We start from the raw sequence: 14212 nt of genomic DNA, 5'->3' as shown, positions 1-14212 counted from the left end.
TCCTCGGCGCGGTCGGACCGGTCGCCGGGCCCGGCGGGTGCGTGGTCGGCACCGGACTGCCGCACGGTGTCCTCGCGGCCGGTCGCGGGCGCGTCGGCGCGGGTTCGGGTCGGGGACATCGTGCTCGCAGTGTGCCTTCTACTCGGGCTAGGCGGTGCGCAGGGTGGGCGTGATTTCGTCGGGCGTCGGCTCATCGCCCGCGGGGTGCTCGACGAGCGCGAGGACCCGGTTGGCCAGGAACCGCGCGGTGCGCACGGTGCTGCCACCGCGCGTGACCTCGCTGACCTCGACGGTGCCGCGCGAGTGCGTGACCACGACGCGGCGGCCCGCGCGCGTGGCCGTGACGTCGTACGTGCGGGTGGTGCCGCTGCCGGCGTCGATGACGATCTCTACCCGGTCGCCCTTCATGGTCCCTCGTCTCCCGTGCGTCCCCGATCGGTGCAGGCTGGTGGGGGCGGCGCCGTCGGGGGCGGCGCCGCCCTGGCGGCCGCGCCACACGGCGGTGGAGGCGCCGGGCGCGGCGGGCTCGGGGGAGCGGGTCGCGTGGTGGATGGGTGCCCGAGCCAGGTGCTGGTCGCCTCGCGGCGGCCGGCACAGTGCGGCTCCAGCCGAACGGTGTTCCGCACTGGCTCTTCGTAATGAGACCCGGGGACACAGGTCACCCGGCCCGGACACTCCTTCCAACGGTCGGGCGCCCGAGAAGATTCCCGGGGACCCGACCTGCATCCGGACCGAGCGCTGGTCGCCTCGCGGCGAACGGCACGACACGGCTCCAGCCAGGCGGTATTCCGTGAAGGCTCTTGATATGTGAGACCCGGGGACACAGCTCGCCCGGTCCGGACGCTCTGCACAACGGACCAGGCTGCCCGATGATTCCCGCCCCGCGCACCCGATTTCCGGCACCGCCACCAGGATGGCCGGGTGGCCGAACCGACCCGTCGACGACAGGGCGCTGTGCTGGCCGGGACCATCGCCGCCGCGATCGCCGTGACCGCCGGGATCACCGCCGCGGTGCCAGTGCCCCGCCGCCGGCCTGTCGGAGGGCCTGCGCACCGGCGGCGTGGCCGGCGCCTCCGTGGTGGCGCTCTACGCGCTGTGGCTCAACGACCGCCGCCGGCGGACCGAGGAGGCGCGCCAGGGCGTCGAGGAGGACCGGCTGCGCCTGGAGGGCGACCGGGTGACCAACGAGCGGTTCGCGCGGTCGATCGAGATGCTCGGCAACGAGGCCGACCAGGTGCGCCTCGGGGCGATGCACGCGCTGGCCGGGCCGGCCCGCGCGAACCCGGCGTACGCCCAGACGGTCGTCGACGTCCTCTGCGCCTACCTGCGGCGTCCCTTCTTCCACCGGGCCTACGAGGGCACCGCCGCCGACATCGACCGCAACGACTTCGCCGATCCGACCGGCGCGCGGGTGTCGGACGCGGAGGCCGCCGAGGACCGGGAGCGCCAGGTGCGGCTCACCGCCCAACGCCTACCGGCGGCCTCTCCCTGCAGGACGCCCGGCTGCTCGGAGCGACCGGGTTGGGCGGGTGCGTCGTCGCCGACTTCGCCGACCTGCGGTGGATCGAGGTCGCCGACGTCGACCTCACCGGCGCGGTCGCCTCGCCGACGGCGACCCTGAAGCTCCCGCCCGGCGTCGACCTCCCCCGTGCGGGCGGCTGACCGGTCAGCCCCGCAGCGCGGCCAGCACGGCATCGGTCCACGCCGGCCAGGCCCGCTGCGCCCACTCCCCGAAGTCGCGGTCGGTCAGCGCGACCGCCGCCACCGCGGCGTCCGGGTCGACCCACAGGAACGTGCCGGACTGGCCGAAGTGCCCGAACGTCGACGGCGAGCTGGCCGAGCCCGTCCAGTGCGGGGACTTGCCGTCGCGCAGCTCGAAGCCCAGCCCCCAGTCGTTGGGGTTCTGCCGGCCGAAGCCGGGGAGCACGCCGGGGAGATCGGGGAACGCGACGCGGGTGGCCTCGCGCAGCGTGTCGGGGTGGACGAGCGTCGGGGCCTGCAGCTCGGCGGCGAACCGGACCAGGTCGGCGCCGGTGGAGACGGCACCGGCGCCGGCCGAGCCCTCCAGCCGGGTGGCGGCCAGGTCGAGCGGGACGCAGACGGCCTCGTGCAGGTAGTCGGCGAACGCCATGCCGGCGGCCGCGGCGATGGCGGCGGCCAGCACCTCGAACCCGGTGTTGGAGTAGATCCGCCGGGCGCCCGGCTCGGCCTGCACCCGCAGCTCGCTGGCCCCGGCCTCGAACGGCAGGCCGGAGGCGTGCGCCGCGAGGTGGCGCACGGTCGATCCGGGGGGACCGGCCGGGGTGTCCCACTCGACGGCGCCCTCCTCGACCGCGACGAGCGTGGCGTAGGCGGTGAGGAGCTTGGTCACCGAGGCCAGCCGGAACACCCGGTCGGGCTCCCCGGCGTCGGCCAGTACCGCGCCGTCCGCCCCGACCACGGCCACCGCCACGTTGTCCACCGGCCAGTCGAGCGCCGTCCGCGCGGCCTTCCCGAGCGCTGCTGCGTCCACCCGGCCATCCTGCCCCGCCGCTGGAATGCTCACCCGGGTGGCACGGGTCAGGATCGGCACCTCGGGGTGGCTCTACCCGCCGTGGCGCGGCGTCTTCTACCCGCCGGGGCTGCCCCAGCGCCTCGAGCTGGAGCACCTGTCCGGGCTGGTGGACACCGTCGAGATCAACGGCTCGTTCTACTCGCTGCAGCGCCCGGAGAGCTTCGCCGCGTGGGCCCGGCGCACCCCGGAGGACTTCCTGTTCGCGGTGAAGGGGCCGCGGTTCGTCACGCACATGAAGCAGCTGCGCGACGTCGGCACGCCGCTGGCCAACTTCTTCGCCTCCGGCGTGCTGGCGCTCGGGCCCAAGCTCGGCCCGGTGCTGTGGCAGCTGCCGCCGCGGATGCGGTTCGACGCCGACAAGCTGGGCGGCTTCCTGGAGCAGCTGCCGCGCAGCACCGCGGCCGCCGCGGAGCTGGCCGCCGGGCACGACGAGCGGCTGGTGGGCCGCAACCACCTGACCACCGACGCCGACCGGCCGATCCGGCACGCCGTCGAGCCGCGCCACGAGAGCTTCCACGACCCCGGGTTCGCCGCGCTCCTGCGCGAGCAGGGGGTGGCCACGGTGATCGCCGACTCGGCCGGGACCTGGCCGACGTTCGACCAGGTCACCTCCGACCTGGTCTACCTGCGGATGCACGGCTACGGCGAGCTGTACGCCGGCGGGTACCCGCCGGACGCGCTGGACGCGATGGCCGAGCGGATGCGGGGCTGGCGCGACGACGGCCTCGACGTCGTCGCCTACTTCGACAACGACGCCAAGGTCCACGCGCCCCACGACGCGATCTCCCTGGCCGGGCGGCTCGCGGCATAGAGAGGCCGCATCCGGGTACGGGCGCCGGGTGGAATCAACAGTGACGACGCGCGACGAGCGGGCCGCGGCCCGGGTGGCCGAGCTGGCCGGGCGGCGCGGGCTGACGGTGGCCGTCGCCGAGTCCTTGACCGGCGGCCAGATCTCGACCGCGCTGGCCGCCGCCGAGCAGGCCAGCCAGTGGTACCGGGGCGCGATCGTCGCCTACTCGACGGAGGTCAAGCACGAGCTGCTGGGCGTGCCCACCGAGGAGGTCGTGCACGCGGAGGCGGCCAGCGCCATGGCCCGCCGCACCCGGGAGATGCTGCTGGCCGACGTGGCCGTCGCGGTCACCGGGGCCGGCGGGCCCTCCGCGCAGGACGGCCGCGAGCCGGGCACGGTGTTCCTCGCCGTCGACGCCGAGGACCACCACCGGGTCGTCCGGCTGCAGTTCGACGGCGACGAGCCGATGGAGGTGCTCAGCGCGTCCACCACCGCGGCCCTGGACGCCCTGGTCGCCTACCTCGAAGCTCAGGAGGGCTGAGCCGCGGCGCCGGCCCCCTGGGCCACGCGGTGCGCGACCAGCATCCGCCGCCCGACGACCATCAGCGCCGCGGCCACCAGCATCGTGCCCGCGCCGATCAGCCAGGCGGCCGGGAAGGACAGGTGGGTGGCCAGGAAGCCGAAGCCGATCGGCCCCGCGAAGCCGCCGCCGTACACCCCGACCTGCACGATCGACGTCGCCGCCGCCGGCGCCGACGGGTTGAGCCGGACCACCGCGAACTGCAGCAGCCCCGGCCACGCCCAGCCCAGGCCGAACCCCAGCACCGTGCCGAGGACCAGCGCCACGGCGCCGGGCGCGGCCAGCAGCGCGAGGCCGCCCGCCCCGAGCAGGAGGCTGGCGGCGACGACCGCGATGTGCCCGCCGGAGCGGCGGTCGGCCGCCCAGCCGTGCAGCAGCCGCAGGACCAGGCCGACGACGCTGCCCAGGGTCAGGGTCAGCCCGGCCAGACCGGCGTCCACGCCGCGGTCGACCGCCGAGGCCACCAGGAAGATCCCCAACGCGCTGGACGCCGCGGCGGCCAGCCCGGCCGCGATCCCGATCACCGACAGCGCGGCGGTGGCCAGCTCGCCGTCGGCGGCCGTGCGCTCGCGCCGGATGCTCTCCCGGGGCGTCAGCGGCAGCGCGGCGAGCGCCAGGACGGCGCCGATCGCGTACGCCCACCGCCAGCCGACGGTCAGCGCGACGGCCGGCACCGCCGCCCCGGACAGCAGCGTGGCCAGCGGGATGGCCGACTGCTTGACCCCGAACGACAGCCCCAGCCGCTCCGCCGGCACGTAGCGGGCCAGCGTCATGTTGGAGGCGAGCTGGCCCAGCACGTTGCACCACGCCCCGCACAGCAGGATCACCACGAGCGCGGCGTAGGACCGGGCCAGGGTGGCCAGCGCGGTCATCACCAGCGCCGCCCCGACGACGGCTGCCCGGCTGGTGGGCACCGACCCGAACCGCTCGACGAGCCACCCGCTGGGCAGCGAGGCGAGCGCGCTGACCGCGAAGAACAGCGCGACGACGAGTCCCAAGCCGGCCGGGTCGAAGCCGAGCTCGGCGGAGATCTGCACGGCCAGCCCTCCGGTCAGGAAGACGGGGAGCGTGCAGACGGTCGTGGTGGTGACCGCTCCCGCCGCGGCCCGACCGGCTCGGGACATATGAGCAACGCTAACGGACTACCCGCCGGTCGGCCGCACGTGTGACCGGATCCCCTCGTCGGTCAGGTGCAGGTAGGCGCGTCGGACGGCCGGCAGCGCGAACCCGCCGAAGTAGGGCAGCTCGCGCGCGACGTCCGCGGCCGGGCGGCCGTCGGCGTGCCCGGCCCGGGCCGCGGCGGCGAGCCGGGCCAGCTCGCCGCGCTGCTCGCGCACGAACCCCGCGTCGACGACGGCGCCGTGCCCCGGCACCACCGACCCGGTGGCCAGCTCGGCGATCGCGTCCATCGTGGCCGGCCACTCCAAGGGGAAGCCGTCGCCGAACTGCGGCGGCGCCCCCTCCTCGACCAGGTCGCCGGCCAGCAGGACGTCGGCGTCGGGCACCAGCACCACCAGGTCGCTGTCGGTGTGGCCGCGGCCGAGGTGGCGCAGCTGCACCGCGCGCCCGCCGATGTCGAGGTCGGCGGCCTCGGCGACGATCCGGTCGGGGGCGACCAGTTCGGCCGCGTCGATCCGGTCCGCGGCGGCGGACTCGCCCGCCTCCCGGTAGCGCCGCACGATCCGCTCCCGCATCCGCTCGCCCTCCGGGCCCCGCAGCACCTCGCCGCAGCGCTCGTGGCCCCAGATCTCGGCCGGCCGGAAGGCGGCGTTGCCGAAGGCGTGGTCGTAGTGGAAGTGGGTGTTGACCACCGTCCACGGGTGCGGGCTGACGGCCCGGACGGCGGCGGCCAGCTCGGCGCCCTCGACCTCGTCGGACCGGGTGTCGACGACGAGGCAGGCCCCGTCGCCGACGACCAGCACGACGTTGAGGTCGAGGCTGCGGTGCCGGCGGACGAACACCCGGTCGGCGACCTCCGCCCAGGTGTCGGTCATCCCCGGATGCGGCTGGTCTGCCCGGCCCACTCGCGTTCGCGCAGCTCGAACTTCTGCACCTTGCCGGTGGAGGTCTTGGGCAGCGCCTCGACCAGCTCGACCTCGCGCGGCGCCTTGTACCGGGCGATCCTGGTCCTGACGTGCTCGATGAGCTCCTCGCCGGTGGCCCGCTGGTCGGGCGCGAGCACCACGAACGCCTTGGGCCGCTCGCCCCACTGCTCGTCGGGGACGCCGATCACGGCGGCCTCCAGCACGGCGGGGTGGCTGACGATGGCCTGCTCCACCTCGATGGTCGAGATGTTCTCCCCGCCGGAGACCACCACGTCCTTGGCCCGGTCGCGCAGCTCGACGTAGCCGTCGGGGTGCAGGACGCCCAGGTCGCCGGAGTGGAACCAGCCGCCCTCGAAGGCCTTCTCGGTGGCGGCGGGGTCGTCGTAGTAGCCGAGCATGACGTTGTTGCCGCGCATGACGACCTCGCCCATGGTGGTCGCGTCGGCCGGCACGTCGTTCATGTCGGCGTCGACCACGCGCAGCTGGTCGGCGCAGACCATCCCGACGCCCTGGCGGGCCTGCAACCGGGCCCGCTCGTCGACCTCGAGGTCGGCCCACTCGCGCTGGAACTGGTTGACCGAGTACGGGCCGTAGGTCTCGGTGAGCCCGTAGACGTGCACGATCCGGAAGCCCATCCGCTCGGCGTGCGCGATCGTCGTCGGCGCGGGCGGGGCGCCCGCGGTGGTGATGGTGATGGGCTTGTCCAGCGCGACGGCCTCCGGCGCGCGCAGGATCGTCGTGACGACGGTGGGGGCCCCGTTCAGGTGCGTCACGCCGTGCTCGGTGATCAGCTGCCAGATGGTGTCGCCGCGCACCTCTCGCAGGCAGACGTGCGTGCCGCCGACCGCGGTGATCGCCCACGGGGTGCACCAGCCGTTGCAGTGGAACATCGGCAGCGTCCACAGGTAGACGCTGTCGAACGTGTGCCCGGAGTGCACCACCTCGCCGAACGAGTTCAGGTAGGCGCCGCGGTGGGAGTACATGACGCCCTTGGGGCGCCCGGTCGTGCCGGACGTGTAGTTGATCGAGATGTTCGCCGTCTCGTCGGCCACCGTCCACGGCAGCGGCTCGTCGTTGCCGCGGGCGAGCAGGTCGTCGTAGGTGACGCCGCTGCCGGTGCCGTCGCCCGGGCTGACCGGGTCGATCACCGTGATGATTTCCTCCACGGTCTTCAGCGCGCCGGCGACCGGGGCGACCGTGGGGTGCAGCGCGGCGTCGACGACCAGCAGCTTGGCCCCGGAGTGGTCGAGGATGTAGCGCACCTCGTCGGTGGACAGCCGGGTGTTGATGGCGACCAGCACCGCCCCGGCCAGCGGCACCGCGAAGTGCGCCACCAGCATCTCCGGGACGTTGGGCAGCAGGTAGGCCACCCGGTCGCCGCGCGAGATCCCGGAGCCGCGCAGCGCGTGCGCCACCCGGTTCACCTCGGCGGCGAACTCGGCGTAGGTGTGGCGGCGCTCGCCGTAGACGATCGCGGTGCGGTCGGGGAAGACCTGCGCCGAGCGGTCCAGGAACGCCAGCGGGGTCAGCGGGGTGTTCCAGACGGCGTTCTCGGCGGCGGTCATCGGCTCTCCTCGGCGTGCGGCAGGTCTCCGCTGATCCTCAGCCCTGCCCGCCCGCCGGGCAACCACCCCCGTCCAGAGTTCAGGAAAGCCACGATGCTGAACTCTGCGGGCAGCATCGTGGCTTTCCTGAACCAGGGAGCCCGGGACACCGCGCGGCGCCACCGGCGCCGGACGGATCAGCCTTCGAGGCGGATGGCCGCGCGCGGGCAGCCCGCTACGGCCTGCTCCAGCTTGGGGCGCAGCGCCTCCGGGGGGTTCTCGTCGAGGATGTAGAGGTAGTCGTCATCACGCACCTCGAACACCTCGGGGGCGATCCCCATGCAGACGGCGTTGGACTCGCACAGATCGAAGTCGACCACGACCTTCATGGCCCCATGGTGCACCCGCGCGACTTCCCGGGGTAGCCGGGGTTGCCGGTTCGGGTGCCCTCACCTGCGGTGAAGCGACCCTAACCCGGCGGTGGGTCAGCGCTCGGCGGTGGTCACCGGGCCGTGCGGGCGCATCTGGACGGTGGCCGCCGCGGACGGCGCCGGGCCGGGGGCGTGGACCGCCGCGGTGGCCAGCATCGTGGCGGCGACCCCGGCGCTGACCAGGGCGCCGAGCACGGCGGTGCGGCGGGTGGGGAAGGGGCGCACGGCTGCGTCCTCTCGGGGCGGGGGCGGCCCGGGTGGGCGCGGGCGGGGCGGGGGCCGCCGCGACGGCCCCGCCCCACCCATCCGGTTCGCGCCCGGCGGCGTTAACACCGCAGTGACGCAAAGCCGCCAAATTGCTCCGAACAGCCGTCAACGACGGGCCGAAGGCCTCTGGCATGCGGCTCAGTCGCGCCGCAGCACCGGGCGCAGCGCGTCGAGGACGTCGGCGCTCTCGATGGTCGACGGGACCGGCTCGTCGAGGCCGTCGGCGATGCCGCGCATCGTCTTGCGCAGGATCTTGCCCGAGCGGGTCTTGGGCAGCGCCGGCACGACGGCCACCTCCTTCAGCGAGGCGACGGCGCCGACCTGGTCGCGCACCAGCTGCACGAGCTCGGCCCGCAGCGCCTCCTCGTCGACCTCGACGCCCGCCTTGAGGACCACGAAGCCGCGCGGCACCTGGCCCTTCATCCGGTCGGCCACGCCGATGACGGCGCATTCGGCGACGGCCGGGTGCGAGGCCAGTACCTCCTCCATGCCGCCGGTGGAGAGCCGGTGCCCGGCGACGTTGATGACGTCGTCGGTGCGGCCCATGACGTAGACGTAGCCGTCGGCGTCGATGCGCCCGCCGTCGCCGGTGAGGTAGAAGCCGTCGAATGTCGACACGTACGAGCGGACGAACCGCTCGTCGTCGTTCCACAGGGTCGGCAGCGCGCCCGGCGGCATCGGCAGCTTCACCACGATGGCGCCGTCGGTGCCGGGCTCCACCGGGTTGCCCGAGCCGTCCAGCACGCGCACGTCCCAGCCGGGCAGCGGCCGGGTCGGCGAGCCCGGCTTGATCTCCAGCAGCTCGATGCCGGCCGGGTTGGCCACGATCGGCCAGCCGGTCTCGGTCTGCCACCAGTGGTCGATCACCGGGATGCCCAGCAGGTCGGAGGCCCAGCGGTGGGTCTCCGGGTCGAGGCGCTCGCCGGCCAGGAACAGGTACCGCAGGCCGGACAGGTCGTACTTGCGGGTGAACGCGCCGTCGGGGTCCTCCTTCTTGATGGCCCGGAACGCGGTCGGTGCGGTGAACATGCTCTTCACGCCGTTCTCCGCGATCACCCGCCAGAACTGCCCCGCGTCGGGCGTGCCGACGGGCTTGCCCTCGTAGAGCACGGTCGTGGCCCCGGCCAGCAGCGGCGCGTAGACGATGTAGGAGTGCCCGACGACCCACCCGACGTCGGACGCGGTGAAGATCGTCTCGCCGGCGCCGACGTCGTAGACGTTGGGCATCGACCAGGCCAGCGCGACCGCGTAGCCGCCGCCGTCGCGCACGACCCCCTTCGGCTTCCCGGTCGTCCCGGACGTGTAGAGGATGTAGAGCGGGTCGGTCGCCTTCATCGGCACGCAGTCGGCCGGCTCGGCGGCGGCCATCGCCTCGGCCCAGTCGACGTCGTCCGGGCCCATCTCGGCGTCGGCCTGCGGGCGGGCCAGGATCACCCGCTTGGTCGGCTTGTGCGTCGCCAGTTCGATCGCGCGGTCGAGCAGGGGCTTGTACTCGATGACCCGCTTGCCCTCGATGCCGCAGGACGCGGAGACGATCACCTCGGGCTGTGCGTCGTCGATCCGGACGGCGAGCTCCTTGGCCGCGAACCCGCCGAACACGACCGAGTGCACCGCGCCGATGCGGGCGCAGGCCAGCATCGCGACGGCCGCCTCGGGGACCATCGGCATGTAGATCACGACGCGGTCGCCGCGACCGACGCCCAGCCCGGCCAGCACCCCGGCGAACCGGGCCACCTCGTCGCGCAGCTGCGCGTAGGTGTAGGTCCGCTTGGTGCCGGTGACCGGGGAGTCGTAGACGAGCGCGGCCCGGTCGCCGCGGCCACCGTCGACGTGGCGGTCGAGCGCGTTGTGGCAGACGTTCAGCTCGCCATCGGGGAACCAGCGGTAGAACGGCGGGTTCGAGCCGTCCAACGCGCGGGTGGGTTCGACGTGCCAGTCGAGGGAGCGCGCGGCCCCCAGCCAGAACCCCTCCGGGTCGTCCGTGCTGGACCGGAAGACGTCCTCGTAGGCACCCACGCCTGGCCTCCTCGCCGTCGCGCCGGGCCCCGCGGCCCGGTGGTCGCCCCGACCTTATGGCGCGCGCCGCGCCCGGGGCAGGCCCTGGAGCACCGGGGCGCCCGTAGCGGACCCGATGGCCCTGCCCAGGAGGCGGGCCACGCCGTCCACTGGGCCGACTGCGACACGCCCGATGAGCTGTGCGGAGTAACGATATGTGACGATAGGTCTACATGTAGTGCATGTCGCTTGTGGTGGGCGGTCCGGGAACCGCGTCGGCGTTCGGCTTCAAGCGGCTGGGATCGCGCGGGCGCGTAATCGCGCGGGGGGTGAGCGGGCTGATGGGGCGCAGGCATCGCCGGCCGGTCGAGTGGCGCACGATCGTCGACCGCTTCCGGCTGGGCGTGGCCGTGACGGCCACCTGCGTCGCCGGGCTGGCGCTGGCCGTGCCGGGCTCCTACGGGGTGGGCCCGGTCGCGCAGGCCGGCGCCGCCCCCACCGGGGCCATGGCCTGCGCGCCGACCTGGGTGACCGGCTGGCAGGCCGCCCCGCAGGCCGCCCCGAGGGAGGCGGGCCTGGCCGGCACGACCCTGCGGATGATCGTGCACCCGCAGGTCAGCGGCTCCCAGCTGCGGGTGCGGCTGTCCAACGCCTACGGCGGCAGTGGGCTGGAGATCGGGGCCGTCTCGGTGGCCCGCTCGGAGGGCGGCGCCGCCCTCGCCGAGGGCACGCAGCGCACGGTCACCTTCACCGACGAGCCCCGGATCGTCATCCCGGCCGGCGACGACGCGGTCAGCGACCCGGTGCCGCTGCACGCCGAGGCGGGCGTCCCGATCGCGGTCAGCGTCTTCCTGACCACCGTCCCGGACACGATCACCCGGCACTCGGTGGCGCTGCAGACGTCCTACCGGTCGGGTCCGGGCGACGCCACCCGCGCCGACGCGGCCGCGTTCCCGGACAGCATCGGCTCCTGGTCGGTGCTGACCGGCCTCGACGTCTTCACGACCCGCCCGGTGAACGCGCTGGTGGCCGTGGGCGACTCGATCACCGACGGGGTGGGCAGCAGCGTCGGCGTGGACCAGCGCTGGACCGACGCGCTGGCCCGCAGGCTCACCGACCCCTCGGCCGACCCGGTCGCCCGCATGGTCGTGCTCAACGCCGGCATCTCCCGCAACCGCCTGCTCGGCGACGACCCGGAGCGCGACGGCGACTCCCCGCTGACCCGCTTCGAGCGCGACGTGCTGGCGCCGTCGGGCGCCACGGACGTCGTGCTGCACATCGGCACCAACGACATCGCCGTCGGGCACAACGCGATCGAGGTGGTCGACGGCCTGCGCAAGTACGTGGCCAGGGTCCGGGCCGAGGGCAGGCGGATCTACCTGACCACCATCACGCCGTCGGCCGCGGGCGCGCACGGCACCCTGGGCGCGACCGGCACCCGCAACTCCGTCAACGCCTGGATCAGGGCGCAGGGGCCGACCATGTCGAACGGGGTCTTCGACTTCGCCGCCGCCGTGGCCGACCCGGCCGACCGCGACCGGCTGGCCCCCCAGTTCGACTCCGGCGACGGCCTGCACCTGTCGGCGGCGGGCTACCAGGCGCTGGCCGACGCGGTCGACATCACCCGGCTCAGCGGCAGCCCGTGCCTCGGCTCCGCCCCGGTCGCGAACGTCACGCCGGGGCAGTGAAAACCCGGGTGTGAGCTGGCACACTCGACGGCATGGCCCGTGGCAGGCGCAGACCGGAGCGGCGGCCGGGACGGCAGAGCCGGACCCCGGTGCCCGCCGTCGTCGACCCCTTCGACGTCCTCTCCCGCGACCTCGACGACCCCGACGACCCGGAGGGCTCCGCGGGGGTGCGCGAGCCGCGCAGACCCAAGCCCCTCGGGCCGATGTCGGGCGCCGGGGCAGTGCCGGAGCCGGCGCCGTTCCTCGTCGCGGTCCTGCCCGACCCCCGGGGCTAGTCGCCGCGCCGGGAGCGCCTGCTGAGCTTGCCCAACGGGCTGCGCCGGCGCTTCTCGGCCTCCGCGACCACGGCGAAAGGCCCAGTCGGGGTGTCCTCGCGGTCCAGCCGGTCGATCACCCAGTCGACGGCGAGCGCGCCCGGCGAGACCCCGCGCTCCTCGGCGATCCGGCGCAACTGCTCGATCCGCAGCGCCGGCAGCCGCAGCTGGAAGACCTGGGCGTTGCCGAAGCCTGCGGTCAGCGACGGGTCGTCGGTGGTCGGGGCGAGCGCGGCCAGGTAGGAGTCGAGCTCGACGTCCTCCGGCGCGTCGGCGCCCCGCGGCTCGGCGCGCCTGCCCGTAGCGGTCCGCGGCGCGGGCACCGAGCGGTGCCGGGGGCCCTGCTGCTGCGTCGGCGGGCCCTGCTGGGGCGGCGGGAGCGGGAACGACATGGGTGGAGGGTACGGGCGCGGCCGGGGACCCCACGGGCGCACCGGACCGTCGCGACGCGCGCGGCGAACGAGCGCGTCGCAGGCGGCGGGTGCGGCTCGGGGTGGAGCGGGAGGTCAGTACGAGACGAGCTCGTACCCGGCCTCGTCGACCGCGGCGGCGATCTCCGCCTCGGCCACCTCGCGGTCGGCGAGCACGGTGACGGCGCCGGAGGCGAGGTTGGCGTGCACCGCGCAGACGCCGGCGATGCCGTTGATCCCCTCGGTGACCGAGCGCACGCAGTGCGGGCAGTCCATGCCCGCGACGGTGACCGTGGTGTGGAAGCGGCCCGCGGCGGGCTTGAGCACCGCGACGGGGGACGGAGCGGACGGGCGGACGGACATGGGGGAAGCCATCCTCTCGGCGTGGAGCCCGGGGGCGCGGACTCCTCGGCGCTGATCGTAGAGCGGCCATGTGTGACGTGGACCGGCCGATCCGGCACGCTACGCCTGCTGTCCAGGTGAAATCTACCACTGCGTGGTCGGGTGATCGCTCCCAGTGATCGTCAACCCCTGATCGTCCCGTCAGTCTCACCCGGCCAGCGGGGTGCGTCGTCGACAACGGCTAGGTAACGTCTCGGTCACGACCACGGGGGTGGTTGTGGGGGGACGCCGGCGTGTCCACCGATCACCGATCGGGTGGATCTCGACCGGTCTCTCGGGGGCGGGGTGGCCCACGAGCCGTCGCGCCGCAGCTCTCCGGTGGTGTCGAGGGCATGCTTGCGATCGCACGGGGAGCGTCGAATGAGCAGTGGCATCAGCAGCGCGCGTCAGGACGTCGGGGACGACCGCTCGGTGGCCGGGGCCATCCCGAGCCAGCGGACCGCGGCCGACGCCTACCGCGTCTCGGAGGACCAGCTGCACAGCGCGCGGATGGTGGTCGCCCGCAACTGCTCGGACTCCGACGACCTGCGCCAGCTGCTCGACATGCTCGGCCTGATCTCCGCCAACCCCGACCTGCCGCCGCCCGTGCGTCGCTGACCAGCGACGGGGCCGGGAAGTGCCCCCCGGATTCGGGGGGCGAACCGGGCCGGCATATGATTTCATCGCTCCCAACGGACAGCCGTTGCGGGCGGGGGTCACCCCGGTGGCTCAAGCCCCCATCGTCTAGCGGCCTAGGACTCCGCCCTTTCAAGGCGGCAGCGCGGGTTCGAATCCCGTTGGGGGCACGGTACAGTTCGGCAGTACGATCAGTTCCGCAGTTGCACAGCGAGGCAGATTCACAGCAAGGCCCAGTGGCGCAGTTGGTTAGCGCGTCGCCCTGTCACGGCGAAGGTCGCGGGTTCGAGTCCCGTCTGGGTCGCTCCACATCGTCCGGTGCTCCGCGCCGGCACGGCCAGGTAGCTCAGTTGGTACGAGCGACCGCCTGAAAAGCGGTAGGTCGGCGGTTCGACCCCGCCCCTGGCCACACCTCTCCCCGGTCCGCGGCGAGCGCCGCCGGCCCCGCACCTCCTTCCCGGACCCTACGCGCGGGTACGATCATGTCGTCGTGCCCGGTTCCGCCCGTCCGGGCCCGCGGCGCCTTTCCCCGACGCTGACCGGCCCTTCGCCGGACGTCTCCGGATGGGCGCTGTGA

The 14212-nt window shown here is 74.3% G+C and carries 16 protein-coding genes and 3 tRNA genes; 9 read left to right on the top strand and 10 right to left on the bottom strand.

Features of this window, described 5'->3' with window-relative positions:
• Positions 1-147: 147 nt before the first annotated feature.
• Positions 148-408, bottom strand: coding sequence for a DUF8836 family protein (locus tag KIK08_RS02105; RefSeq protein WP_214401225.1), 261 nt, complete (start codon positions 406-408; stop codon positions 148-150).
• A gap of 652 nt (positions 409-1060) precedes the next feature.
• On the opposite strand from KIK08_RS02105, the gene KIK08_RS02100 reads away from it, so the two are divergent.
• Positions 1061-1621 (top strand): hypothetical protein, encoded by a 561-nt coding sequence (locus tag KIK08_RS02100; RefSeq protein WP_214401224.1) that lies wholly within the window; start codon positions 1061-1063, stop codon positions 1619-1621.
• A gap of 45 nt (positions 1622-1666) precedes the next feature.
• Here the strand turns inward: KIK08_RS02100 and KIK08_RS02095 are convergent, their stop codons facing one another.
• On the bottom strand, positions 1667-2512 hold the full coding sequence (locus KIK08_RS02095; RefSeq protein ID WP_214401223.1) for a serine hydrolase domain-containing protein: 846 nt from the start codon (positions 2510-2512) through the stop codon (positions 1667-1669).
• A gap of 25 nt (positions 2513-2537) precedes the next feature.
• On the opposite strand from KIK08_RS02095, the gene KIK08_RS02090 reads away from it, so the two are divergent.
• Positions 2538-3365 carry a DUF72 domain-containing protein gene (locus tag KIK08_RS02090; protein WP_214401222.1) on the top strand — a complete coding sequence of 276 codons (828 nt, stop codon included), beginning with the start codon at positions 2538-2540 and terminating at the stop codon, positions 3363-3365.
• A gap of 40 nt (positions 3366-3405) precedes the next feature.
• The gene (locus KIK08_RS02085; protein WP_308257337.1) at positions 3406-3885 is read left to right on the top strand and encodes a CinA family protein; all 480 of its coding nucleotides are present in this window, start codon (positions 3406-3408) and stop codon (positions 3883-3885) included.
• On the opposite strand, the gene KIK08_RS02080 is transcribed toward KIK08_RS02085, so the two are convergent.
• From KIK08_RS02080 to KIK08_RS02055, 6 genes are all read right to left on the bottom strand, one after another.
• Positions 3873-5048 carry an MFS transporter gene (locus tag KIK08_RS02080; RefSeq protein WP_214401220.1) on the bottom strand — a complete coding sequence of 392 codons (1176 nt, stop codon included), beginning with the start codon at positions 5046-5048 and terminating at the stop codon, positions 3873-3875. The genes KIK08_RS02085 and KIK08_RS02080 overlap by 13 nt on opposite strands.
• A gap of 18 nt (positions 5049-5066) precedes the next feature.
• The gene (locus KIK08_RS02075; protein WP_214401219.1) at positions 5067-5918 is read right to left on the bottom strand and encodes an MBL fold metallo-hydrolase; all 852 of its coding nucleotides are present in this window, start codon (positions 5916-5918) and stop codon (positions 5067-5069) included.
• On the bottom strand, positions 5915-7534 hold the full coding sequence (locus tag KIK08_RS02070) for an acyl--CoA ligase family protein (protein ID WP_214401218.1): 1620 nt from the start codon (positions 7532-7534) through the stop codon (positions 5915-5917). Before KIK08_RS02070 ends, KIK08_RS02075 begins: the two co-directional genes overlap by 4 nt.
• A 176-nt stretch (positions 7535-7710) precedes the next feature.
• Positions 7711-7902, bottom strand: a complete 192-nt coding sequence (locus KIK08_RS02065; protein WP_214401217.1) for a ferredoxin — start codon at positions 7900-7902, stop codon at positions 7711-7713.
• A gap of 96 nt (positions 7903-7998) precedes the next feature.
• On the bottom strand, positions 7999-8169 hold the full coding sequence (locus KIK08_RS02060) for a hypothetical protein (RefSeq protein WP_214401216.1): 171 nt from the start codon (positions 8167-8169) through the stop codon (positions 7999-8001).
• A 180-nt stretch (positions 8170-8349) separates the two neighbouring features.
• Entirely contained in the window at positions 8350-10227 is a 1878-nt protein-coding gene (locus KIK08_RS02055) for a propionyl-CoA synthetase (protein WP_214401215.1), read from the bottom strand.
• Positions 10228-10535: 308 nt separating this feature from the next.
• Here KIK08_RS02055 and KIK08_RS02050 point away from each other — a divergent pair, with 308 nt between their 5' ends.
• On the top strand, positions 10536-11894 hold the full coding sequence (locus KIK08_RS02050; RefSeq protein WP_214401214.1) for a GDSL-type esterase/lipase family protein: 1359 nt from the start codon (positions 10536-10538) through the stop codon (positions 11892-11894).
• Between the two features lie 32 nt (positions 11895-11926).
• Positions 11927-12169, top strand: a complete 243-nt coding sequence (locus KIK08_RS02045; protein ID WP_214401213.1) for a hypothetical protein — start codon at positions 11927-11929, stop codon at positions 12167-12169.
• Here the strand turns inward: KIK08_RS02045 and KIK08_RS02040 are convergent.
• Together KIK08_RS02040 and KIK08_RS02035 are read right to left on the bottom strand one after the other, a co-directional pair.
• Positions 12166-12600 carry a hypothetical protein gene (locus KIK08_RS02040; RefSeq protein ID WP_214401212.1) on the bottom strand — a complete coding sequence of 145 codons (435 nt, stop codon included), beginning with the start codon at positions 12598-12600 and terminating at the stop codon, positions 12166-12168. The genes KIK08_RS02045 and KIK08_RS02040 overlap by 4 nt on opposite strands.
• Before the next feature lie 114 nt (positions 12601-12714).
• Positions 12715-12981, bottom strand: a complete 267-nt coding sequence (locus tag KIK08_RS02035) for a heavy-metal-associated domain-containing protein (protein ID WP_214401211.1) — start codon at positions 12979-12981, stop codon at positions 12715-12717.
• A gap of 399 nt (positions 12982-13380) precedes the next feature.
• Here KIK08_RS02035 and KIK08_RS02030 point away from each other — a divergent pair, with 399 nt between their 5' ends.
• The 4 genes from KIK08_RS02030 (at position 13381) to KIK08_RS02015 (ending at position 14044) form a co-directional block, all read left to right on the top strand.
• Positions 13381-13617, top strand: a complete 237-nt coding sequence (locus tag KIK08_RS02030) for a hypothetical protein (RefSeq protein ID WP_214401234.1) — start codon at positions 13381-13383, stop codon at positions 13615-13617.
• A gap of 115 nt (positions 13618-13732) precedes the next feature.
• Positions 13733-13805 (top strand) — tRNA-Glu (locus KIK08_RS02025).
• Between the two features lie 60 nt (positions 13806-13865).
• Positions 13866-13939: transfer RNA gene (locus tag KIK08_RS02020), tRNA-Asp, on the top strand.
• 31 nt (positions 13940-13970) lie between these two features.
• A tRNA-Phe gene (locus KIK08_RS02015) sits at positions 13971-14044 on the top strand.
• Positions 14045-14212: the final 168 nt, after the last annotated feature.

Source organism: Pseudonocardia lacus (assembly GCF_018531445.1).
GTDB classification, from domain to species: domain Bacteria; phylum Actinomycetota; class Actinomycetes; order Mycobacteriales; family Pseudonocardiaceae; genus Pseudonocardia; species Pseudonocardia lacus.
This window is presented reverse-complemented; position numbering and strand designations above follow the sequence as displayed.

Coding starts and splice junctions, on each gene's coding strand:
- KIK08_RS02030 (WP_214401234.1), top strand. CDS start 13,381: ATGAGCAGTGGCATCAGCAGCGCGCGTCAGGACGTCGGGGACGACCGC.
- KIK08_RS02090 (WP_214401222.1), top strand. CDS start 2,538: ATGCTCACCCGGGTGGCACGGGTCAGGATCGGCACCTCGGGGTGGCTC.
- KIK08_RS02065 (WP_214401217.1), bottom strand. CDS start 7,902: ATGAAGGTCGTGGTCGACTTCGATCTGTGCGAGTCCAACGCCGTCTGC.
- KIK08_RS02080 (WP_214401220.1), bottom strand. CDS start 5,048: ATGTCCCGAGCCGGTCGGGCCGCGGCGGGAGCGGTCACCACCACGACC.
- KIK08_RS02105 (WP_214401225.1), bottom strand. CDS start 408: ATGAAGGGCGACCGGGTAGAGATCGTCATCGACGCCGGCAGCGGCACC.
- KIK08_RS02075 (WP_214401219.1), bottom strand. CDS start 5,918: ATGACCGACACCTGGGCGGAGGTCGCCGACCGGGTGTTCGTCCGCCGG.
- KIK08_RS02070 (WP_214401218.1), bottom strand. CDS start 7,534: ATGACCGCCGCCGAGAACGCCGTCTGGAACACCCCGCTGACCCCGCTG.
- KIK08_RS02040 (WP_214401212.1), bottom strand. CDS start 12,600: ATGTCGTTCCCGCTCCCGCCGCCCCAGCAGGGCCCGCCGACGCAGCAG.
- KIK08_RS02035 (WP_214401211.1), bottom strand. CDS start 12,981: ATGTCCGTCCGCCCGTCCGCTCCGTCCCCCGTCGCGGTGCTCAAGCCC.
- KIK08_RS02045 (WP_214401213.1), top strand. CDS start 11,927: ATGGCCCGTGGCAGGCGCAGACCGGAGCGGCGGCCGGGACGGCAGAGC.